We start from the raw sequence: 20,617 nt of genomic DNA on the forward strand, positions 1-20,617 counted from the left end.
TCATTCCTTCCGTTGGTACGCGGCCAGCGATTCACTGGCCTTCTTCAGGGTTTCCGGCGTGGCGAGCGGATGCGTGAACAGGAAGCCGGCGGCGAGCGACATGCGCAGCATCGCCTCGTGGGTGCCGGGTTCCTCGCCGAGGGCGCGGGCGACGTGGTCCTGCAGGATCATCATCCCGCCGGTCATCGCGGCGAGCGCGGCCGCACAGGCGCGCGGATCCGGCATGTCCAGGTCCTGCTCGCGGAACCAGCGCTCGGTGCCGTCGACGATCTCGGTGAACTGCGCGGCCGCGGCCGCCGAGCCGTCGATCATCGCGCGGCCCATGTAGCGGCGGAACAGCAACTGGCGGGTGTCGAACGTCGGCACGAACCCCGGGTCCGCCTCGCCCTTGGCGAGCGCTTCCTCCTTGAACTTCATCAGCTCGTCGAAGACGTGGGTGTCGCAGGCCTCGCGCAGGCCGTCCTTGGAGCCGAAGTGGTGCCGGATCAAGCCACCGGAGACGCCGGCTTCCTCGGCGATGTCGAGGATCGACGTCTTCTCCATGCCACGCTCGGTGAACAGGCGGATGGCGGCGTCGCGGATCCGGGCGCGGGCGGTGAGGTCTTCGGCGGTCATCAGCGGTCCTTGATCCGTGCGTGTAGTCGACTACACGAGAATATAGCCCGCTATACGCGCGTGTAGCAAGGCGGCACTTTCACGTGAAAGTGCCCCTTCCCGTCATGGACCAACCGATTAGGCCATTCGGCTCGCAACCAATTGCGGTCTATGGGCTAACTGTCTGATTGCTGACGAAGATCCCACCCTGTGTACTGCTCGGTACGCATTTCTTCACGAAGGGTCGTTTCAGTGGAACAGCACAGATCGCGCTGGAGACGGCGGGCCGGGATCACCATCCTCGCCACCGCGCTCGGCGCCTCCGTCCTCGGCGTGGCCGTCCCCGTGGCTTCCGCCCAGCAGGCCCCGCCGACCAGCGGCGCGGCCGACGGCAAGACCCTCGACGAGCACGACCGCGCGCTCGTCGCCGAAGCCGAGAAGGCCGGCAAGTCCGACGTCACGCTCCTGATCGCCGCGGAAAAGGGCCAGACCGGCACCGCCGTGAACGAGCTGAAGGCCCTCGGCGGCGTGGTCCAGTCCACGGACACCAAGCTCGACTACGTCAAGGTCAGCATCCCGCCCGCCAAGGCGGAGAAGGCCGCGAAGCTCAAGTCGGTCAACGCCGTCGACGTCGACGGCCTCATCATGCGCGACGACCCGAAGCCCGACGGCGCGATGACCCCGCTGCCGCAGCCGGCCCCGGGCAAGAACACCCCGCGCGTCAACCCGTACCTGCCAACCGGCGACACCTACGCGGCGCAGTTCGGCCAGGTCCTGCCCAACTGGGACGGCAAGGACACCACGGTCGCGGTGCTCGACTCCGGCGTCGACCTCGACTCCCCCGCGCTGGCCACCACCAGCCACGGCGAACGCAAGATCGTCGACTGGTACAACGCCAACGCCACCAACTCCGGCGACGGCACCTGGGTCAAGCAGTCGACCCAGACCTACACCGGCACCTTCACCGCCAGCGGCAAGTCCTGGACGGCCCCGGCGACCGGTGGCCCGTACACGTTCGGTCTGTTCGGCGAGACCGCGGGCGACCTGGGTGCCGCGGACAGCGAGACCGGCGGTGACATCAACCGCGACGGCGACCGCACCGACTCCTTCGGTGTGCTGCTCGACCCCGCGACCAAGGAGGTCCGGGTCGACCTCAACGGCAACGGCGACTTCACCGACGAGAAGCCGATGACCGACTACAACAAGAAGTTCGACGTCGGCTTCTTCGGCACCGACAACCCGGCGACCGACATCGCCGAGCGGATGGCCTTCGTGGTCCAGACCGACAAGCCGGGCTTCGTCGGCATCGGCATCGCCGGTGCGGAGCACGGTTCGCACGTCGCCGGCATCGCCGCCGGCAACGACCTGTTCGGCGGCAAGATGGACGGCGCGGCCCCGGGCGCGAAGGTCCTGGCCGTCAAGGTCTGCCTCACGAGCGCGGGCTGCACCTCCTCCGGCCTGATCGACGGTGTCGTCTACGCGGCCAGCCACGGCGCCGACGTCATCAACATCTCGATCGGCGGCCTGCCGGCCCTCAACGACGGCAACAACGCCCGTGCGGAGCTCTACAACCGCACGATCGCCGAGTACAACGTCCAGATCTTCATCTCGGCGGGCAACAGCGGCGCCGGGGCGAACACGGTCGGCGACCCGTCGGTGGCCACGGACGCGCTCTCGGTCGGCTCGTACATCACCAAGGAGACCTGGCTGTCGAACTACGGTTCGGTCACCAAGAACCCCGAGTCGATGCACCCGTTCTCCTCGCGCGGCCCGCGTGAGGACGGTGGTTTCAAGCCGGACATCATCGCGCCCGGCGCGGCCATCGCCACCGTCCCGCGGTGGGAGCAGCCGAGCCCGGTGGCCGGCACGTACACCCTGCCCGCCGGGTACGCGATGCTGCAGGGCACGTCGATGGCGGCGCCGCAGGCGACCGGCGCGGCAGCCCTGCTGGTGAGCGCCTACAAGGCGACGCACAACGGCCAGCGGCCGCCGGTGGCGCAGCTGCGGGCGGCGATCAAGTCGACCGCGCGGTTCGTGCCGGGCATCGGCGCGTACGCCCAGGGCGCGGGCCTGTTCAACGTCCCGGCCGCGTTCGTCGCGCTGTCGCTCAACCCGAAGCCGGACGCCGTTTCGACGTCGGTCGAGGTGCACACCGCGCTGTCGGGCCTGCTGGCCAAGCCGAACACGGGCGTGGGCATCCACGACCGCGAGGGCGTGACCGTCGGCAAGGCGTACACCCGGACGTACACGATCACCCGCACCACGGGCGCGGCGCACCCGGTGCCGTACTTCGTGCGGTGGGTCGGCAACGACGGCACGTACTCGTCGGCTTCGACGGTGGCCCTGCCGCTGAACACGCCGGTTTCGTTCAAGGTTAACGTGAACCCGAAGTCGGCCGGCGTGCACTCGGCGCTGCTCTACCTGGACAACCCGCTGACCATCGGCATCGACGTGCAGACCCTGAACACGGTCTTCGCGCCGCAGGAGTTCGTCGCCGGCAAGGGGTTCCGGGTCGACGTCGCGGGCAAGGCCGCGCGCAACCAGGCGACCAGCTACTTCGTGCGGGTGCCGCAGGGCGCCAGCGCGCTGAAGGTGGACCTGGACGCGGGCGCCGGCGCCCCGGGCAAGGGCCAGGTGCGGTTCCTGCGGTACGACCCGACCGGTGTCCCGGCCGAGGCCAGCACCGCGACGACCGCGTGCTACCTGCCCGACGCGGGTGCGGGCTGTGCCGGCGGCACGCCGACCAGCCGGACCTTCGCCAACCCGCTGCCGGGCGTGTGGGAGATCGTCGTCGAGGCGCGGCGGACGTCCGATGTGGACGAAGCACCGTACAAGCTGTCGGCCGCGGTGCTGGGCACGGCGATCTCGCCGAACCCGGACGTCATCGCCTCGGCCACGCTGAACACGCCGATCTCGCGGTCCTACACCGTGCAGAACACGCTCGGCGCGTTCACCGGCAAGCTCACCGGGGCCACCCTGGGCAGCGCGAAGACGCAGCGGCCGTCCATCGCCGAGGGTGCGCAGCAGCAGTACCAGATCCCGGTGACGGCGGGCTCGAAGTCGCTGACCGTCACGATCGGCAAGACGTCCGACGTCGGCGCCGACCTGGACCTGGTGCTCTACAACTGCACCACCGGCTCCTGCGTGCAGGCGGCGGTGAGCGCGGACGGTGACTCCGAGGAGTCGGTGACGGTCGCCAACCCGGCGGCGGGCACCTGGGTCGCGCTGGTCGACGGCTACGCGGTGCCGGCCGGCACCACGGAGTACGACTACCTCGACGTGTTCGTCAACCCGGCGTTCGGTTCGGTCGCGGTGACCGACGCCGACGCCGCGCGCGCGTCGGGCAGCTCGTGGACCGTGCCGGCGACGGTGACGGCCACCGCCGCCCCGGCCGCGGGCCGGACCCTGCGCGGTCAGCTGACCGTGCAGACCGACACCGGTGTCACGGTCGGCTCCTCGCTGGTGCAGATCACCGCGGTGAGCTAGCCCCACCCAAGCCCCAATGTGGCGTTCGGTGCGTCCAACGCAACGAACGCCACATTGGGGCGCTTCTAGGCTTCTTGCGCCCGGGTGACGAACGGCGCCGGATCGGCCAGGACGCGGTGGATGACCCGGCCGGCCGCGCCGAGGGTCGCCGCGTCGCCGCCCAGGCGGGACGCCGTCAGCACCGGTGGCGTGCCGCGCAGGCCGCCGAGGCGCCGGGCCAGTACCGCCGACACCGGCTCGGACAGCCACGGGTACAGCTGCGTGAACACCCCGCCCAGCACGATGCGGTCGAGGTCCAGCAGGTTCACCGCCGAGGTCAGGGCGACGCCGAGGGCGCGCCCGGCCGCCGCGCACGCCGCCAGCGCCGGCTCGTCGCCGCGCTCGAGGGCGGCCAGCAGGGCCGGCAGCGAAGCCGCGTTTCCCGCCGCCAGCAACGCTTCCTGCCCCGCGTAGGTCTCCAGGCAGCCGCTGCCGCCGCACCGACAGGGCATTCCCTCCGGGGCCACCACCACGTGCCCCAGCTCGCCGGCCAGGCCGGTCGCGCCGGAGTACAGCACGCCGTTCACGACCAGGCCGGCGCCGATGCCGATTTCGCCGGAGACGTAGAGGAAGTCGCGTTCGCCGTCGCCGTACCAGAGCTCGCCGAGGGCGGCGAGGTTCGCCTCGTTGTCCAGCTCGACCGGGACCGGCAGCCGCAGCAGGTCGGCCGGGCGGACGTCCTGCCAGCCGAGGTTGGGGGCGCTGAACAGCACGCCGTCGCCGACCGGGCCGGACACCGCCAGCACCGCGCCCGCCGCCTCCAGCCCCAGCCGGTGGGTCTCGGCCAGCGCCTCCGACGCCAGCTCCTGCAGCTCGCCCAGCACCTTCTTCGGCCGCGAGCCGCGGTTGTCGCGTTCGCGGCGGGCGGCGACGCGGACCTCGCCGGTGAGGTCGAGCACGCGCACCGCGAGGTAGTCGACGTTGATCTCCAGCCCCAGCGACGCCACCCGCGCCCCGCTCAGCACCACGTCCACCCCGGGACGGCCGCGTTCGCCGACCCGCGCCGGACCGGTCTCGGCGAGCAGGCCCGCGTCCACCAGGTCGCCGACGAGCTTGCTCACGGTCGACTTGGTCAGCCCGGTGAGCTCGGCCAGCGCGGCCCGGGTGAGCGGGCCGCCGCGGCTGACCGCGCCCAGCACGACCCCGAGGTTGCGGGCGCGCATCTCCTCGTGCCGCACGGCCTGCGTCATCGTGTCCTCCCGCGAAGCACTGTAACCCGGCCCCTTGACGCCGGGGACCCCCGCGGCGCATATTTAGTCTACAACGTGAACTAAATGAAGGGACAGTCATGAGCGACTACGCTCCCCAGCCGGCCGACAAGTTCACCTTCGGCCTCTGGACCGTGGGCTGGCCGGCGAACGACCCGTTCGGGGTGGCGACGCGGGCGGCGCTGGACCCGGTCGAGAGCGTGCACCGGCTCGCGGAGCTGGGCGCCTACGGCGTGACCTTCCACGACGACGACCTGCTGGCCACCGAGCCGGACCGCGACAAGGCGATCGAGCGCTTCAAGAAGGCCCTCGCCGAAACCGGCCTGCGCGTCCCCATGGCGACGACGAACCTGTTCACCCACCCGGTGTTCAAGGACGGCGGCCTGACCAGCAACGACCGTGACGTCCGGCGCTACGCGCTGCGCAAGGTGCGCCGCAACCTCGACCTGGCGGCCGAGCTGGGCGCCGAGACCTACGTCGTCTGGGGCGGCCGCGAAGGCGCCGAGTCCGACGCGGCGAAGGACGTCCGCGCGGCCCTGGCCCGCTACAAGGAGGGCCTGGACCTGCTCGCCGACTACGTCGTCGAGAAGGGCTACAACCTGCGGTTCGCGCTGGAGCCCAAGCCCAACGAGCCGCGCGGCGACATCCTGCTGCCGACGATCGGGCACGCGCTCGGCTTCATCTCCCAGCTCGCGCGGCCGGAGCTGTTCGGCCTCAACCCCGAGGTCGGGCACGAGCAGATGGCCGGGCTGAACTTCGTGCACGGCATCTCCCAGGCGCTGTGGCAGGGCAAGCTGTTCCACATCGACCTCAACGGCCAGCACGGCCCGAAGTACGACCAGGACCTGATCTTCGGCCACGGCGACCTGAAGAGCGCGTTCTTCCTGGTCGACCTGCTGGAGAACGGCGGCTACGAGGGGCCGCGGCACTTCGACTACAAGCCGATGCGCACCGAGGACGCCGCGGACGTCTGGGTCTCGGCGGCGGCGAACATGCGGACGTACCTGATCCTCAAGGAGAAGTCGGCGGCGTTCCGGGCCGACCCGGAGGTCGTGGAGGCGCTGGCGGCGTCGCGGGTCCCGGACCTGGCCACGCCGACGCTGGCCCCCGGCGAGACCTTCGACGACGTCCTGAACGACGAGTTCGACCTCGACGCGACGGCCGCGCGCGGCTACCACTTCACCCGGCTCAACCAGCTCGCCCTCGAGCACCTGCTCGGCGTGCGCTGAGCCCCGGCCACTACGCCGCGGGAAGCACTCCCGCGGCGTAGCGGATCCCGCCGAGGAGCAGCGCGCGGAACGCCGGGTCGTCGTACGACTCGCTCGTGTGGCCGAGTCCGGTGTAGAACGCCCGGCCGCGGCCCTGCGGGTGGCACCACGTGATGGGGTGGTCCGCGCCCATCACCCCACCGGTGTAGCTCGACTCGTCCAGCGTCTGCAACACCCGCACGCGGCCACGCGGGTTGTCGCGGAAGTCGTACAGCTCGTCGGTCCGGGTCCACACCGGTGGCAGGTGGGCCGTGGCGGGGTGCGTGCCGTCCTCGGTCACGAACCGCGCCTCCTGGATCTCCGGGTGGCTCTTGAACCGGGCCCCCACCAGCTCGCCGTACCACGGCCAGTCGTACCCCGTGTCGGCCGCCGCGTGGACGCCGACCCAGCCGCCACCTCCCTCCACATAGGACTCGAACGCCGCCTGCCCGGCCGCGTCCATGACCTCGCCGCTGGTCGACAGGAACACCACCGCGTCGTGGGCGGGCGTGAACGCGTCCTCGGTCGCCGTGACGTCGAACCTGTGTTCCGCACCCAGTTCGCGGATCGCCCGGATCCCGGCCGGGATCGAGTCGTGGCGGTACCCGGCCGTCTTGGAGAACAGCAGCACCCGCACGGGAGCTCCCTTCACTCGGTGGCCGCCAGCAGGAAGTCCTTGACCTCGGTGGCGTGGATCTTCTCCCGGGCCAGCGCCGGGTCCGAGCACAGCAGCACCGGCCCGTCCTCCGGGGAGTCCGGCAGCCGGCCGTGGCTGCCGCGGACCGGGGCCGGGTTCAGGGGGACCACCTGCATCGAGTACCGCAGGCCGAGCTTCTTGCGGGCCAGCGCGGCCGCCGCCTTCAGCTTCACCCTCGGGTCGGCCGGGTCGAAGAACAGCTCGGCCGGGTCGTAGCCGGGCTTGCGGTGGATCTCGACCGTCTTCGCGAAGTCCGGCGCGCGGTCGTCGCTGAGCCAGTAGTAATACGTGAACCACGCGTCCGGCTCGGCGATCGCGACCAGCTCGCCGGCCCGTTCGTGGTCGACGCCGATCTGGGCCTGGCCCGCCCGGTCGAGCACGACGTCCACGCCGGGCAGTCCGGCGACGATGTCCCGCACCCGCGGGATGTCCGCCGGGTCGGCGACGTACACGTGCGCGGCCTGGTGGTCGGCCACCGCGAACGCCCGGGACGTCCACGGGTCCAGGTACTCCATGCCCGCCTGGACGTACACGTTCAGCAGGCCTTCGCGGCGCAACGCCCGGTTGACGTCGACCGGCCGGCTCGCGTTCGTGATGCCGTACTCCGACAGCGCGACCACGGTGTGCCCGCCCGCCGCGGCGAAGTCCAGCAGCGGTTTCAGCGCCGCGTCGATCTCCCGGGCGGCCGCCGCGGCCTGGGGCGCGTCCGGGCCGAAGCGCTGCAGGTCGTAGTCGAGGTGCGGGACGTAGACCAGCGTCGTGTCCGGCCTGTCCTCGGCCATGATCTTCTGCGCGGCGGCGATGATCCACCGCGACGACGTGATCGCCGCCGTCGGGCCCCAGTACGTGAACAGCGGGAACTCGCCGAGAGCGCCGACCAGGCGGTCGTGCAGCTGGGGCGGGTGGGTGTAGCAGTCCGGGGACTTCTTGCCGTCGGCGTGGTAGATGGGCCGCGGGGTCACCGTGAGGTCGGTGGCCGCGCCCATCGCGTACCACCAGCAGACGTTCGCGACCCGGTGGCCGTCCTGGGCGCGGCGGGCCGCGTCCCAGAACTTGTCGCCCTGCACCAGCCGGTTGTGCTGGCGCCAGAGGAACACCTCGCCGAGCTCGCGGAAGTACCAGCCGTTGCCGACGATGCCGTGCCGCGCCGGGGTGAGCCCGGTGAGGAACGTCGACTGCACCGAGCAGGTGACGGCCGGGAACACGGTGTCCAGCTGCGCGGTGAAGCCGGGTTCGGCCATCCCGCGCAGGTTCGGCATGTGCGGGAGCAGCCGCGGGGTCAGCCCGACGACGTCCAGGACCAGCAGACTCATGCGGTCACCTCTTCCAAGCCCAGTGCGGTCAGTTCGCGCCGGGTCCAGTCCAGCTCGGCCGCGATGCCCGCGACCAGCCCGGCGTCGTCGGCGGGTGCGTCCGGGAGCACCTGCCAGGTGTAGGTCTCGACTTCGACGTGGTCGGTGCGCGCGGTGCCGCCGCCGAACAGCTCGGCCAGGGTGGCCGCCAGCACCGGCCGGGTCGACGTCAGCGGCGGCGCCGGGTCGGCGTGCAGCGGGACGTGGAAGTGCACGCGCCACGGCGCCCGCCCGGGGAGGCCGCCGGCCAGCGCGAGGTCGAGGTCGTCGGCGCCGGGTGGCGCTCCTTCGTTGCTCTGGTGGAGGAACCGGGGCTCCACAAAGGACTCCAGCGCCGCCCGCGTCGAAGGATCCGCCGGATCCGGGGCTTCCAGGGCGGCCGACGCCTGGAGCTTGACGACGGCCAGCCCGGCGGCTTCGAGCCGGCCCAGCGCGGCGGCCGGGTCCTCGAAGCCCACCGCGAGGTGGCAGGCGTCCAGGCAGACGCCCAGCCACTCTTTGTCCACTTCGGACAGCAGCGCCGCCGCCTGCGCCGTCGTCTCGATGACGCAGCCCGGCTCCGGTTCGAACGCCACCCGCACCGGCCGGTCCTGCCCGGCCAGGCCCTTGGCGAGCACCTCGAGCTGCCCGTCGTCGCCCCGCCACTCCGTGCGCCAGCCGAGCGGGAGCGTCGACACGCTGCCGCGCACGGCGTCGTCCGGCATCAGCTCGGCCAGCAGCCGCGCGAGGTCCAGGGTGTAGCGCGTCCGCTCGGGGGCCGCCCAGTCCGGCCGGTACACCTTGTGCTTGACGACCGGGTCGTGGAAGCCCTGGTACGGGAACCCGTTGAGGGTGACGACCTCCAGGCCGCGCACGGCCAGTTCGCGCTTGAGGCGATCCACCGCGGCCGGGTCATGAGCCAGCGCGGCCGCCACCGGCCGGGCCAGCCACAGGCCGAGCCCGAGCCGGGGGACGCCGAGGCGCTCGCGCACCGGCTCGCCGAACCGGCCCAGCTGGGCGAGCACGCCGTCGAGGTCTTCGGCCTGGTGGACGTTCGTGCAGTAGGCGAGGTGGACCAGCGTGCCGTCGCGGTGCCGGAACCTCACTTGCGGGCCCCCCGCAGGATCGAGTTGCCCGCGAACTCGGCGTCCGGGGACTCGCTGTCCAGCGCGAGCCGCCCGCTCTGGCCGTAGAACTCGACGGGGTTGCGCCACAGCACCCGGTCGACGTCGTCTTCGGTGAAGCCCGCGGCCAGCATGGCGTCGCCGGTGCGCCGGGTCTTGAGCGGGTCGCTCTTGCCCCAGTCGGCGGCGGAGTTCACCAGCACGCGCTCGGTGCCGTACTCCCGCAGGATCGCGACCATCCGGTCCTCGTCCATCTTCGTGTCCGGGTAGATCGAGAAGCCCAGCCAGCAGCCGGACTCCTTGGCCGTCCGCACGGTGACCTCGTTGAGGTGGTCGAGCACCACGCGCCCGGGCGCGATCCCCGACTCGCGGACGACGGCGATGCTCCGCTCGGTCCCGGCCGCCTTGTCCCGGTGCGGGGTGTGGACCAGCGCGGGCAGGTCGTGGGCGATCGCCAGCGCGAGCTGCGCGGCGAACGCCTTGTCCTCCGCTTCGGTCATCGAGTCGTAGCCGATCTCGCCGACCGCGACCACGCCGTCCTTCTCCAGGTACCGCGGCAGCAGGTCGAGCACCGGGACGCACCGCGGGTCGTTGGCCTCCTTGGGGTTGAGCGCGATCGTGCAGTGGTGGGCGATGCCGAACTGGCTCGCGCGGAAGGGCTCCCAGCCGACGAGGGCGTCGAAGTAGTCGGTGAAGCTGCCGACGTTGGTGCGCGGCTGGCCCAGCCAGAACGCCGGCTCGACGAGCGCGCGGACCCCGGCGGCGTGCATGGCGGCGTAGTCGTCGGTGGTGCGGGAGCTCATGTGGATGTGGGGATCGAAGATGCGCATCAGCCGTCCTGTTCGTTCAGCAGGGTGCGGAGATCGGCGGGGACCTCGCGGCCCGCCGCGGTGCGTTCGGCGGCGAAGTCCCGCAGCATGCGGACCAGCTCTGCGTCGGTCCGGCGGTCCAGGCCGGCCACGGTTTCCAGGGGGATGCCCATGAAGACGCACTTGAGGACGCCGTGGCGGTAGGCGGGCCCGTCGAGGTGCGCGGCGGCGTATTCGCCCATCGCGGCGGCGACGAGCCGGGTGTCGTTGGTGCGCAGGGCGTCCGCGACCAGCTCGACCCCGGCGTCTCCGATGTCCACAACGGACAGTCCAAGCAGGACGGCCCGTTTCTCGGCCGCGTCGCCGTAGCGGTAGAGCCCGGGCAGTTCCGCGGCGGCGCCGGGTGCCGCCTTGAGCAGTTCCACCCGGGCCGCGTCCGCCGCCGTCCGGCCGACCCGGCGGCCGGCCGCGGGGAACACCGTGCGCAGCACCGTCGCGTCGGCGGCCACGTCGGACAGGGCCTTGTCCAGCCACGCGTTCACGCCGGCGCCGCCTTCCGCAGGAACTCCAGCGACTCGCGGGCGATCCGCGGGGCCGCGTGGCTGTCGCGCGGCAGCTCCACGGCCACGAGCCCGCGGTACGGCGCCAGCGCGGCCAGCACCGGCGGGAAGTCGATCTCGCCGCGGCCGAACTCCAGGTGCTCGTGCGTGCCGCGGCGCATGTCGTCGATCTGGACGTTCACCAGCCGCGGCAGGGCCCGGCGGACGCAGTCGGGCACGGACGCGGATTCGTTGCACCGGCAGTGCCCGATGTCCAGCGTCAGCCCGAAGCGCTCCGGGTCGCCGAGCCTTCGCGCCAGGGCGAAGTACCCGTCGAGGTCCTCGACCAGCATCCCGGGCTCCGGTTCGAAGCCGAGCACGACGTCGTGCTCGTCCGCCGCCTTCAGCACCTCGGCGCAGCCGTCGGCCAGCCGCGTCCAGGCCTTCTCGGGTTCGAGGTCTGCGGGTTTGTTGCCGCTCCAGAAGGACACCGCTTCGGCGTTGAGGTCCGCGGCGATCTCGACGGCTCGGGTCAGGAACTCGACGCGGCGCGCGCGGTCGGGGTCGAGGAACGTCGGCGCGTGCTTGCGCCAGGGGTCCAGCAGGAACCGCGCGCCGGTCTCGATCACCACGGCGAGGCCGAGGGCGTCCAGGTCGGCGGCGACGTCGGCGACGCGGCGGGCGAGGTCCGGCCCGAACGGGTCGAGGTGCTGGTGGTCGAGGGTGAGCGCGACGCCGTCGTAGCCGAGTTCGGCCAGGACGCGCAGGGCGTCGCCGAGGCGGTGGTTGGCGAAGCCGTTGGTGCCGTACCCGAACCTCATGTCGGCGACACCTTCCGGCCCAGCGCCCGCGCGAGCGGGAACGCGGCGGCCACCGCCAGCGCCGGGCGCCACGCGCCGGTCCGCGCGATCAACCCGGCCTGCAGCGGGATCATGCCGTGGATCCCGGCGCCCACCGCCCGCCGGATCTTCGGCGCGACCGGGTCGCGGACGGCGTCGTACTGCGCCCCGCCGGTGGTCACCGCGTACGTCCCCAGCAGCGCCGGAGCCAGCTTGCCGCCACGACCGGCCGCGACCCCGACGCCGGCCGTCGCGACCAGGGTGGCCGCCGGCAGCGCCGGGCTCGCGCCGGTCACTTCGGACCGGGAAAGCGCTGTCACGGCGTAGGTGTGCGCCCCGACCGTGAGGGCCGCGGGCAGGGCGGCCCGGGCTCCGCCCGCCCCGAGCAGGACGTCGAGGGTCCGGGCCGCGGCCATCGCGGCCGGGCCGAGCACGGTGTTCTTGAGCGCGAAGTCGTACGCCCACACGGTCGCGGCCAGCGGCACGGCGACCCGCAGGGCCCGCCGTCCCCCGGCGGCCGCGGCGATGCCCAGCCCGCCCGCGGTCAGCCCGGCCGCGACGCCGAACGCCGCCGGCGGCGTGACCCGGCCCGACGGGATCGGCCGCTCCGGCCGCTCGACGGCGTCGAGGGCGCGGTCGGCGTAGTCGTTGAGGGCCATGCCCGCCCAGTAGAGGCAGACCGAAGCGCCGGTCAGGGCGAGGGTGCGGCGGCCGAACGGCCAGCCCGAGGCGGCGGCCCCGGCGACGGCGTCGCCGGGCACGGTCAGCGCGGCGGGCGCGCGGACGAGCTCGGCCAGCGCCTTCACCGGTGCGCCCACGCGCGCAGCGCCGCGTACTGCGAGGCCAGGTCGTGGGGCCCGGCGCCGACGGGGTCCTTGAAGAAGAAGCCGAAGTCGGCGACCGGGCCGGCCACGCCGTCGCGGCACGCCTTGCCGGTGAGCCGGGCGAGGTCGAGCACCAGCGGCGCGGCCAGCGCGGAGTCGCAGCCCTGCCAGGTGAGCTGCAGCGTCATGCGCGTGCCGAGGAAGCCCGCGAACAGCACGTGGTCCCAGGCCGTCTTCCAGTCGCCGAGCGCCGGGACGTGGTCGATGTGCACCTCGCCGTCGACCGGGTGGCCCAGGTTCTGCTGCAGCACCTGCTGTTTGGACGCGTTCTTGCTGGCCGCGGGCCCGGGGTCGGCCAGCGTGGCGCCGTCGCCGCCGCCGAGCAGGTTGGTGCCCGACCAGGCCAGGACGTCCAGCCCGCGCTGGGCGAACATCGGCGCAAGCACCGACCGCAGCAGCGTTTCGCCGGTCTTGCCGTCGCGCCCGGCGTACGGCACCCCGGCGGTGCGGGCGAGTTCGTCGAGCGCGGGCAGGCGCGCCCCGGTGGACGGCGTGAAGTCGACAAAGCCACAACCCGCACGGAAGGCGGCGTAGGCGTACAGCGAGCTGGCGGGCAGGACGTCTTCATGACCTTCGAGGGCAGCCAGGGACGCGTGCGCGGTGTGCGGTGGACACGGCGGTTCGGTGGAGGCGACGTTGAGGACGACGACGTGGTCCAGTCCCTTGCCGAATTCGGCCAGGTCGGCGATCACCTGGTCGATCGCCGCGCGGCCTCCGTCGGACGGCGCCGGCCGCAGCCGCGCCTCGGCCGCGTCCAGTTCGGCCGCGACCGCACCGGACAGCGCCGGCGGCAGCACCCCGGCCGCCACGAGCCGTTCGGCCCGCTTGACCAGCGGCGTGTCGACGACGTCGTGGCCGCCGAACACGAGCTCCCCCAGACCGGGCAGGTCAGCCCCGGCGAAGTCCGGCAGTTCGGTCACGCAGCCGGTGGTTTCCGCCAGCCCGGCCCGCAGGGCGGCGGCCCCGGCGATGGCGGTGGTGGCCACCGAGCCGCGCGCCCCGACCAGCCAGACACCGATCTTCCCCATCATTCCTCCAGTTCGCAGGTCAGCCCGCGCCGCCGCCCCCGGCGTCACGCAAGTCCGGACTCCGCTCGCCCGTGTGAGTCCCGAGCGCGCAGATGCCCACCCGATCTACATCGCCTTAACCGATCGGGTGTTTCTCTTCGCCCTTAAGGGCCATCATGCGCCACTCTGCGGCGGAACTGTGCTGTGCCGAAACTTTCACCGGTCCGGCATGCGCCGAGGTCAAGCTCCCGGAAAACTCAGCGCCCCCAGCGCTCCCACCAGCGGCGCCAGTTCCGGCAGCGACTCGGCCTCCGCGAGCGCCTCCGCCAGGGCCGCGTCGTGGGTCGGGCGCGCCGCCGTCAGCAGCGCCTGGCCCGCCGGCGTCACCTCCGTGTAGATGCCCCGGCGGTCGTCCGCGCAGAGGTAGCGGGCCAGCAACCCGCGGCCCTCCAGGCGGGTGACCAGGCGCGTCGTCGCGGACTGGCTCAGTACCACCGCGTTCGCCAGCTGGTTCATCCGGAGGTGGAAGCCGTCCTGGCGGGCCAGGACGTCGAGGACCGTGTACTCGCTCACCGACAGCTCGTGGTCGCGCTCGAGCGCTCGCTGCAGCCTGTCCTCGATGCGCGCGTGGAGCGCGGCCAGCGTGCGCCAGCCCTGCGCACGGGCTTCGACGGCGTCGTCGTCCAGTGACACGGTTCACTCTCCCCGGGTTGCGCACCCGGCCCGGAAAGTCGCAAGCTTGTGCAATAACCGGCGTGTGCAACTATCTCGGACGCTTGTAGTTGCGAACGCCCTCAGTCTACTCCCGGAAGAAGGAAACTCCATGCCCGCCGCTCTGCTCGCGCTCGCGATCAGCGCTTTCGGGATCGGCACCACCGAGTTCGTGATCATGGGCCTGCTGCCCGAGGTCGCGGCCGGCTTCGGCGTCTCGATCCCGGCCGCAGGCCTGCTCATCTCCGGCTACGCGCTCGGCGTCGTCGTCGGCGCACCCCTGCTCACCGCGCTGGCCTCGCGGGTGCCGCGCAAGACCGTGCTGGTCGCCCTGATGGGCCTGTTCATCGCCGGCAACGTCCTCTCGGCGCTCGCCCCGAGCTACGGCCTGCTGATGACCGGCCGGATCGTCGCCGCGCTCAGCCACGGCGCGTTCTTCGGCGTCGGCTCGGTCGTCGCCGCGTCGCTGGTCGCCCCGGCCAAGCAGGCCGGTGCCATCGCGCTGATGTTCACCGGGCTGACCGTCGCGAACGTGCTCGGCGTGCCCGCCGGCACCGCGCTCGGCCAGGCCTTCGGCTGGCGCTCGACGTTCTGGGTGGTCAGCGCGCTCGGCGTGCTCGGTGCCATCGGCATCCTCGTGCTGGTGCCGCGCCAGGAAACGTCGCCCGGCGCGGGCCTGCGCCGGGAGCTCGCCGTGTTCCGCCGCCCGCAGGTGTGGCTCGCGCTGGTGATGACCGCGCTCGGCTTCGCCGGGGTGTTCGCGTCCTTCACCTACATCGCCCCGATGATGACCGAGGTCGCCGGCTTCTCGAGCGGCGCCGTCACCTGGCTGCTCGTGCTCTTCGGCGCCGGCCTGTTCGCCGGCAACCTGCTCGGCGGCCGGGCCGCGGACCGCAAGCTCATGCCCAGCCTCTACGTCATCCTCGCGGCACTGGCGCTCGTGCTGGTGGCGTTCGTCTTCACCGCGCACGCCAAGGTGCCCGCGGCGATCACCATCGCGCTGTTCGGCGCGGCGGGTTTCGCCACCGTGCCGCCGCTGCAGGCCCGGGTGCTGGCCAAGGCCGAAGGCGCCCCGGCGCTCGCGTCGGCGGCGAACATCGCCGCGTTCAACCTCGGCAACGCCGGTGGCGCGTGGCTCGGCGGCCAGGCCATCGACGCCGGCCTCGGCTACACCGCCCCCAACTGGATCGGCGCCGCGCTCGCCGCGGCCGGGCTCGCCGTCGCCCTCGGCTCCGGCCTGCTCGACCGCCGGCGCCCGGCTAGTTTCGAAGCCGGGGAACGGGTACTCGCCCGATGAACCACCCACCGAAAGGACCCCTCGTGACCAGCGTGCCCGACATCGAACTCAACAACGGCGTCCGGATGCCGCAGCTCGGCTACGGCGTGTTCCAGGTCCCGGACGACGAGACCGCCACCGCCGTCAAGGCCGCCCTCGACGCGGGCTACCGCAGCATCGACACCGCCGCCGTCTACGGCAACGAGAAGGGTGTCGGCCAGGCGATCGCCGAGTCCGGCATCGCCCGCGACGAGCTGTTCGTGACCACCAAGCTGTGGAACTCCGCCCAGGGCTACGACTCGACGCTCGAGGCGTTCGACGAGAGCATGGCCAAGCTCGGCCTGGAGCAGCTCGACCTGTACCTCATCCACTGGCCCACCCCCGCGCGCGACAAGTTCCTCGACACCTGGAAGGCGTTCGAGAAGCTCTACACCGACGGCCGCGTCCGCGCGATCGGCGTCTCCAACTTCCAGCCCGCGCACCTCGAGCGCCTGCTCGACAACGCCGAGATCGCCCCGGCGGTCAACCAGGTCGAGCTGCACCCGTACCTGCAGCAGCGCGAGCTGCGCGAGTTCGACGCCAAGAACGGCATCGCCACCGAGGCGTGGAGCCCGCTCGCCAAGGGCGGCAGCCTGCTCGGCGACCCGGTGATCGCGGAGCTGGCGGTGAAGCACAGCCGCACGCCGGCGCAGATCGTGCTGCGCTGGCACCTGCAGCTGGACAACGTGGTGATCCCGAAGTCGGTCACGCCGTCCCGGATCGAGGAGAACTTCGACCTGTTCGGGTTCACCCTCACGGAGGAGGAGATGGAGTCGCTGACCCCGCTCGACCGCGGCGAGCGCACCGGTCCGGACCCCGACCGCTTCAACGCCATTTGACCCCGGACACCCGCTCCTGAGCGCCCCAATGTGGCGTTGGTTGCGCTCAACGCACCGAACGCCACATTGGGTGCGTTGAATCAGCACTGCGGCGCGAAGCGCCTCCGTTGAGGGCGGTGGCGGGGGCATGGATGGAGCACCGAACGCCACATTGGGTGCATCCAACGCACCGAACGCCACATTGGGGCGCTTGGGGCCGGCCGTCACTGCTTGCGGGCGACTCCGCCCAGCGTGAGGAAGTTCAGTTCGCCCAGCGGGTGCAGCCGCGGGCCGTCCGGCCACCATTCGTGCAGGTAGACCAGCCCGGGCCGGAGCAGCTCGGTGCCTTCGAAGAACCCCGCGATCTGCTCGCGCGTGCGGTGGACGCTGCCCAGCCCGGTGCCCTGGAAGCTGGTCTCCAGCAGCCGGGCCAGTTCCTGGCGCGGGGAGTCCTCCTCCGGGTCGAAGTTGTGCGTGAGCAGCAGGAACGACCCGGGCGCGAGCGCGTCGACGTACTCCGCGACGATCGACTTCGCGCGGTCGTAGTCGTCGATGTGGTGGATGATCGACGTGAGGATCAGCGCCACCGGCCGGGAAAAGTCGAGGTACTCCTTGACGACCTCGTCGGCGAGGGTTTCCGCCGGCCGCGTCAGGTCGGCGCCGGTGACGTGGGTCAGGTAGTTCTCTTCGAGCAGCGCCCGGCCGTGCACCTGCACCACCGGGTCGTTGTCGACGTACACGACCTGCGCGTCCGGGTTGTACCGCTGCGCCACCTCGTGGGTGTTTTCCGCGGTCGGCATGCCGGAACCGAGGTCGAGGAACTGGTCGACCCCGCGTTTGCCGGCGAGGAACCGCACCGCGCGCACCAGCCAGTCGCGGTGCTCCTTCGCCATCGCCCGGGCGCCGGGCGCGATGGCCAGCAGCCGCCGCATCGCTTCCCGGTCGACCTCGTAGTGGTCGTGCCCGCCGAGGAGTGCGTCGGACAGCCGCGCCAGGCTCGCCTTGCTGAAATCGAGCGCGGCCGCACCGCCCTCGGTTCCGGACCGCAGGTCGCCAGGCGTCATCGGCTGTTCTCCCACTCTGCGCGTGGCGACGACGCCCCTGCCCGGGCTCGTTCACCGTGTCCGGCGACGGACAGTGCTCAGATTACGACATGGAGTTCACCAAGTGAACCAGGCACAAGGGCCCTGCCTGCCAGGGAGAACTACCCGAAACGCAGTTCGCGCCAGGTGTGTCCCCCGTCCGTGGTCCGGTAGACGGCGGAGCCGCCGTCGGCGTCCGGCTGGCCGTCGACGACCACGCCGGTGCCGCGGCCGGGGAAGTCCAGATCGGTCAGCGCGAAGCCGCGATCGGGCAGTTCGAGCGTCTCCCAGGTGCGGCCGCCGTCGGCCGTGCTGTGCAGGAAGCCGACACCACCGCCCACGGCGGCGACCGTCGCGACGGCCGGCGAGGCCGCGGCGAAGCCCTGGTTGATGCCGGCGAACGGCGCGACGCCGTCGTCGCCGAACTTCGCCCCGAGCCGCGGCGCGTGCCGCAGCTGCCGCTCGGTCGAGCCCGGCTGCGGCGAGCCGGGGCTGCCGCTGCACAGGGCCACGACCTGCTGCTCGCGGACGCCGGCGAGCGAGGCGACCGTCCCGTCCGGGCACGGCGGCTCGGCCGGGGCGAACCGGGTGCCGTCGCGGGAGGTCCAGTACCGCTCGGTGCCGTAGTCCGCGCCGAGCGCGACCTGCAGGCCGCCGCCGACGGCCAGGTCGCCGTAGGTGAGACCGCCGCTGACGGCGAACCCGGGCACCGGGGCCAGCACCGGCGAGCCGGCGGTCGCCGAGTAGAGGAGGGTCGAGCCGCGCCCCTCGCCGTAGGTGGTCAGGATGGCGAAGACGCGGCCGCCGGTTTCGGCGATCTTCGAGAGGTAGTACGGCTCCCGCGCGCCGGCCAGGGTGACCGCCTGCCAGGTGGCGCCGCCGTCGCGGGTGGTGCGCACGTGGACGCCGTCGCTGACGTAGGCGACGCGGTCACCGAAGGCCCGCAGCGCGACGTGGTTGTGGTTGTCCGGCAGCGACATCGGCGGCGCACCCAGCCGCCGCCAGTGCCGCCCGGCGTCGGTGGTGCCCAGCAGCACCGGACACCACGTGCCGGCGCACGGCGCGTAGCCCAGGACGTAGCCGGTGCCGGGGCCGGTCCAGCTGGTCGACGCGGGCTGGAATCCTGGCGGGATCACGGGTTCCGCCGCCGCGGGCGAGGCGAACGCGGCCAGGAGGGCGAGGACGGACACCAGCAGCGCACAGCGCCGGGGAGTTCTCATGATCACCTGACGCCCCGCGCGGGACGTGGGTTGCCCACCGGCGTGGAGTTGCGCCGCGCGGCTCAGCGCCGTGCGGCCGCCCGGCGCCGGACCCGGCCGCCGGACGCCGTCGCCGGGCTAAGCCGGGACGTGGCAGCGGGTTCGCACGTCATGAAAGAGTCGTTCATGACGTCTGACGTCATGAACGACTCTTTCATGACGTCGGCGACAGCTGCACCGGCCCTCGCCCCGGCCACCGGGACGCCGTTGCCGGGGGTTCAGGCCAGGAACTTCACCACCGACTCCGCCCAGCCCGGCAGGAAGTGCCCGGCGTCCTCGGCCAGCCGGACATCGGCGTCCGGCAGGGCCTCCCGCAGCTTCGCCGCCGCGGCCCGTTGGTCGAGGAGGACGTCGCGGGCGCCGAACTGGGCCTGGACCGGCATCACCAGCTCGTGCAGGCGCTCGACCCCGAACTCCGGGATTGCCTCCAGGCGCGGCTTGAAGTGCTCGAACGTCGCCAGCGTGAACTCGCCGACCGCATGCCGGGCCGGGTCGGTGGGGCTGCCCTTGGCGACCATCGCCAGTGACCGGCGGCGGCCCCAGGCACCGAGGAAGCTGTAGGCCGCGAACTTGAGCAGCGGCGCGGTCCGGCGCCGGCCGATTCCCGACGGGTTGACCAGTGCCAGCGCGCCGACGCGCTCGGGACGGCGCAGCGCGTGGTCCAGCGCCCACCAGCCACCCAAAGAGGTGCCGAGAAAGGCCGCGCGTGGCAGTTCGAGCTCGTCGAGGACGTCGTCGAGCCACTCGGCGTAGGCCGGTGACGCGAGCGGGGGCCGCGCCTCGACGGTGCGGCCCGGTTCGCCCGGTGCGTCGACCGCGTACACCCGCAGCCGCCCCGCGAGCGTCGCGATGTCCGGCAGCCAGTGCGCCGCCGTCCCGCCCGATCCCTGCAGCGCGACGACCGGTGGCGCCGTCTCCGGGCCGGACACCACGGCGAAGGTCTCGCCGAGCCGGGTGCCCAGCGTGCGCCGCTCGGACGGCACCGGCCAGCGCGCCAGGAGCGCGTCGTAGCGGTCGCGGACCGCGGCCGCCCCGGCCGCCGACCGGTAGATCGCCGTCATGTCAGGTTCTCCGCCATCGACGCCACCCAGCGCAGCAGGTCGGCGCCCGCGGCCAGGTCGCCGAGCACGATGATCTTCATGGTGGAGCGCTCCCCGTCGTGGATGGTCTCGACGCGCAGGGGCCGCTCGCCGGCGTCCCGCGGCCCGTTCACCGAGGCCAGGACCATGGTCGAGATCCGGTCGGCCGCCGCCCGGTCGACGCCGGCGAGCTCGACGACCGCCGAGAGCTCCGCGGTGGGAGCCGCCGCGCGCTCGGCGACCGGCAGCCCGGTGAAGGCCGCCAGGTCGCCGGCCGTGATCCGGTACTGCTTGCCGATCCGGACCGCCTTCAGCCGCCCGTCCCGCACGTAGTTCCGGACCGTCCGGACGTGCAGGCCGAGCTGCGCGGCGACCTGCTCGACGGAGTAGACGTCCTGCGCCATGACCCTCCTCGGTTTCCGCAAACTACCCTATCATGCACAAAATAGGGAAGTTTGAGGAGTCAACGGTTCGCTCGCCGGGATGCCGGGTATTTCCCAGTGTTGTTCCCGCTCGCCAGATACGTCCACATCGGACAGTCGAAAGGAC

At 72.4% G+C, this 20,617-nt stretch carries 19 protein-coding genes; 4 read left to right on the top strand and 15 right to left on the bottom strand.

Features of this window, described 5'->3' with window-relative positions; genetic code table 11:
- Window positions 1-615 carry a TetR/AcrR family transcriptional regulator gene (locus BLW76_RS36675; protein WP_091316303.1) on the bottom strand — a complete coding sequence of 205 codons (615 nt, stop codon included), beginning with the start codon at window positions 613-615 and terminating at the stop codon, window positions 1-3.
- Window positions 616-846: 231 nt separating this feature from the next.
- Here BLW76_RS36675 and BLW76_RS36680 point away from each other — a divergent pair, with 231 nt between their 5' ends.
- The gene (locus tag BLW76_RS36680; protein ID WP_091316305.1) at window positions 847-4,080 is read left to right on the top strand and encodes a S8 family serine peptidase; all 3,234 of its coding nucleotides are present in this window, start codon (window positions 847-849) and stop codon (window positions 4,078-4,080) included.
- Between the two features lie 65 nt (window positions 4,081-4,145).
- On the opposite strand, the gene BLW76_RS36685 is transcribed toward BLW76_RS36680, so the two are convergent.
- The gene (locus tag BLW76_RS36685; RefSeq protein ID WP_091316306.1) at window positions 4,146-5,309 is read right to left on the bottom strand and encodes an ROK family transcriptional regulator; all 1,164 of its coding nucleotides are present in this window, start codon (window positions 5,307-5,309) and stop codon (window positions 4,146-4,148) included.
- Window positions 5,310-5,407: 98 nt separating this feature from the next.
- On the opposite strand from BLW76_RS36685, the gene xylA reads away from it, so the two are divergent.
- Window positions 5,408-6,556, top strand: a complete 1,149-nt coding sequence (xylA, locus tag BLW76_RS36690; RefSeq protein WP_091316308.1) for a xylose isomerase — start codon at window positions 5,408-5,410, stop codon at window positions 6,554-6,556.
- A 10-nt stretch (window positions 6,557-6,566) separates the two neighbouring features.
- Here xylA and BLW76_RS36695 read toward each other — a convergent pair whose 3' ends face one another.
- The 9 genes from BLW76_RS36695 to BLW76_RS36735 all read right to left on the bottom strand — a co-directional run bounded on the left by BLW76_RS36695 (window position 6,567) and on the right by BLW76_RS36735 (window position 14,497).
- Entirely contained in the window at window positions 6,567-7,211 is a 645-nt protein-coding gene (locus BLW76_RS36695) for a ThuA domain-containing protein (protein WP_091316309.1), read from the bottom strand.
- A gap of 11 nt (window positions 7,212-7,222) precedes the next feature.
- A complete protein-coding gene (locus tag BLW76_RS36700; RefSeq protein ID WP_091316311.1) occupies window positions 7,223-8,584 on the bottom strand; it encodes an alkaline phosphatase family protein in 1,362 nt (453 codons plus the stop codon).
- Window positions 8,581-9,708 (bottom strand): metabolite traffic protein EboE, encoded by a 1,128-nt coding sequence (eboE, locus tag BLW76_RS36705; protein ID WP_091316312.1) that lies wholly within the window; start codon window positions 9,706-9,708, stop codon window positions 8,581-8,583. The genes BLW76_RS36700 and eboE overlap by 4 nt, the downstream gene beginning before the upstream one ends.
- On the bottom strand, window positions 9,705-10,556 hold the full coding sequence (locus tag BLW76_RS36710) for a TatD family hydrolase (RefSeq protein ID WP_091316314.1): 852 nt from the start codon (window positions 10,554-10,556) through the stop codon (window positions 9,705-9,707). The genes eboE and BLW76_RS36710 overlap by 4 nt, the downstream gene beginning before the upstream one ends.
- Window positions 10,556-11,077 (bottom strand): EboA domain-containing protein, encoded by a 522-nt coding sequence (locus BLW76_RS50705; RefSeq protein WP_091316315.1) that lies wholly within the window; start codon window positions 11,075-11,077, stop codon window positions 10,556-10,558. The genes BLW76_RS36710 and BLW76_RS50705 overlap by 1 nt, the downstream gene beginning before the upstream one ends.
- A complete protein-coding gene (locus BLW76_RS50710) occupies window positions 11,074-11,895 on the bottom strand; it encodes a TIM barrel protein (RefSeq protein ID WP_091316317.1) in 822 nt (273 codons plus the stop codon). The genes BLW76_RS50705 and BLW76_RS50710 overlap by 4 nt, the downstream gene beginning before the upstream one ends.
- Window positions 11,892-12,731, bottom strand: a complete 840-nt coding sequence (locus BLW76_RS36725) for an SCO3242 family prenyltransferase (RefSeq protein WP_091316318.1) — start codon at window positions 12,729-12,731, stop codon at window positions 11,892-11,894. The genes BLW76_RS50710 and BLW76_RS36725 overlap by 4 nt, the downstream gene beginning before the upstream one ends.
- Window positions 12,716-13,825, bottom strand: a complete 1,110-nt coding sequence (locus tag BLW76_RS36730; protein WP_208613465.1) for an inositol-3-phosphate synthase — start codon at window positions 13,823-13,825, stop codon at window positions 12,716-12,718. The genes BLW76_RS36725 and BLW76_RS36730 overlap by 16 nt, the downstream gene beginning before the upstream one ends.
- Before the next feature lie 219 nt (window positions 13,826-14,044).
- Window positions 14,045-14,497 carry a MarR family winged helix-turn-helix transcriptional regulator gene (locus BLW76_RS36735; RefSeq protein ID WP_091316322.1) on the bottom strand — a complete coding sequence of 151 codons (453 nt, stop codon included), beginning with the start codon at window positions 14,495-14,497 and terminating at the stop codon, window positions 14,045-14,047.
- A gap of 130 nt (window positions 14,498-14,627) precedes the next feature.
- Here BLW76_RS36735 and BLW76_RS36740 point away from each other — a divergent pair, with 130 nt between their 5' ends.
- Both BLW76_RS36740 and BLW76_RS36745 read left to right on the top strand, forming a co-directional pair.
- Window positions 14,628-15,812, top strand: a complete 1,185-nt coding sequence (locus BLW76_RS36740; protein ID WP_091316324.1) for an MFS transporter — start codon at window positions 14,628-14,630, stop codon at window positions 15,810-15,812.
- 23 nt (window positions 15,813-15,835) lie between these two features.
- Entirely contained in the window at window positions 15,836-16,669 is an 834-nt protein-coding gene (locus tag BLW76_RS36745) for an aldo/keto reductase (protein WP_091316326.1), read from the top strand.
- A gap of 203 nt (window positions 16,670-16,872) precedes the next feature.
- Here BLW76_RS36745 and BLW76_RS36750 read toward each other — a convergent pair whose 3' ends face one another.
- The 4 genes from BLW76_RS36750 to BLW76_RS36765 all read right to left on the bottom strand — a co-directional run bounded on the left by BLW76_RS36750 (window position 16,873) and on the right by BLW76_RS36765 (window position 20,472).
- Window positions 16,873-17,712, bottom strand: coding sequence for an SAM-dependent methyltransferase (locus tag BLW76_RS36750; RefSeq protein ID WP_091320336.1), 840 nt, complete (start codon window positions 17,710-17,712; stop codon window positions 16,873-16,875).
- 140 nt (window positions 17,713-17,852) lie between these two features.
- Window positions 17,853-18,950, bottom strand: coding sequence for a WD40/YVTN/BNR-like repeat-containing protein (locus BLW76_RS36755; RefSeq protein ID WP_244170483.1), 1,098 nt, complete (start codon window positions 18,948-18,950; stop codon window positions 17,853-17,855).
- A gap of 257 nt (window positions 18,951-19,207) precedes the next feature.
- Window positions 19,208-20,050: an alpha/beta fold hydrolase gene (locus tag BLW76_RS36760; RefSeq protein WP_091316330.1), complete on the bottom strand. Its 843-nt coding sequence runs from the start codon at window positions 20,048-20,050 to the stop codon at window positions 19,208-19,210.
- On the bottom strand, window positions 20,047-20,472 hold the full coding sequence (locus tag BLW76_RS36765; protein WP_091316332.1) for a helix-turn-helix domain-containing protein: 426 nt from the start codon (window positions 20,470-20,472) through the stop codon (window positions 20,047-20,049). The genes BLW76_RS36760 and BLW76_RS36765 overlap by 4 nt, the downstream gene beginning before the upstream one ends.
- Window positions 20,473-20,617 lie beyond the last annotated feature (145 nt).

It is taken from the genome of Amycolatopsis tolypomycina (genome assembly GCF_900105945.1).
Taxonomy (GTDB): domain Bacteria; phylum Actinomycetota; class Actinomycetes; order Mycobacteriales; family Pseudonocardiaceae; genus Amycolatopsis; species Amycolatopsis tolypomycina.

Coding starts and splice junctions, on each gene's coding strand:
- BLW76_RS36750 (WP_091320336.1), bottom strand. CDS start 17,712: ATGACGCCTGGCGACCTGCGGTCCGGAACCGAGGGCGGTGCGGCCGCG.
- xylA (WP_091316308.1), top strand. CDS start 5,408: ATGAGCGACTACGCTCCCCAGCCGGCCGACAAGTTCACCTTCGGCCTC.
- BLW76_RS36755 (WP_244170483.1), bottom strand. CDS start 18,950: ATGAGAACTCCCCGGCGCTGTGCGCTGCTGGTGTCCGTCCTCGCCCTC.
- BLW76_RS36760 (WP_091316330.1), bottom strand. CDS start 20,050: ATGACGGCGATCTACCGGTCGGCGGCCGGGGCGGCCGCGGTCCGCGAC.
- BLW76_RS36685 (WP_091316306.1), bottom strand. CDS start 5,309: ATGACGCAGGCCGTGCGGCACGAGGAGATGCGCGCCCGCAACCTCGGG.
- BLW76_RS36675 (WP_091316303.1), bottom strand. CDS start 615: ATGACCGCCGAAGACCTCACCGCCCGCGCCCGGATCCGCGACGCCGCC.
- BLW76_RS36765 (WP_091316332.1), bottom strand. CDS start 20,472: ATGGCGCAGGACGTCTACTCCGTCGAGCAGGTCGCCGCGCAGCTCGGC.
- BLW76_RS50710 (WP_091316317.1), bottom strand. CDS start 11,895: ATGAGGTTCGGGTACGGCACCAACGGCTTCGCCAACCACCGCCTCGGC.
- BLW76_RS36730 (WP_208613465.1), bottom strand. CDS start 13,825: ATGGGGAAGATCGGTGTCTGGCTGGTCGGGGCGCGCGGCTCGGTGGCC.
- BLW76_RS36710 (WP_091316314.1), bottom strand. CDS start 10,556: ATGCGCATCTTCGATCCCCACATCCACATGAGCTCCCGCACCACCGAC.
- BLW76_RS36740 (WP_091316324.1), top strand. CDS start 14,628: ATGCCCGCCGCTCTGCTCGCGCTCGCGATCAGCGCTTTCGGGATCGGC.
- BLW76_RS36700 (WP_091316311.1), bottom strand. CDS start 8,584: ATGAGTCTGCTGGTCCTGGACGTCGTCGGGCTGACCCCGCGGCTGCTC.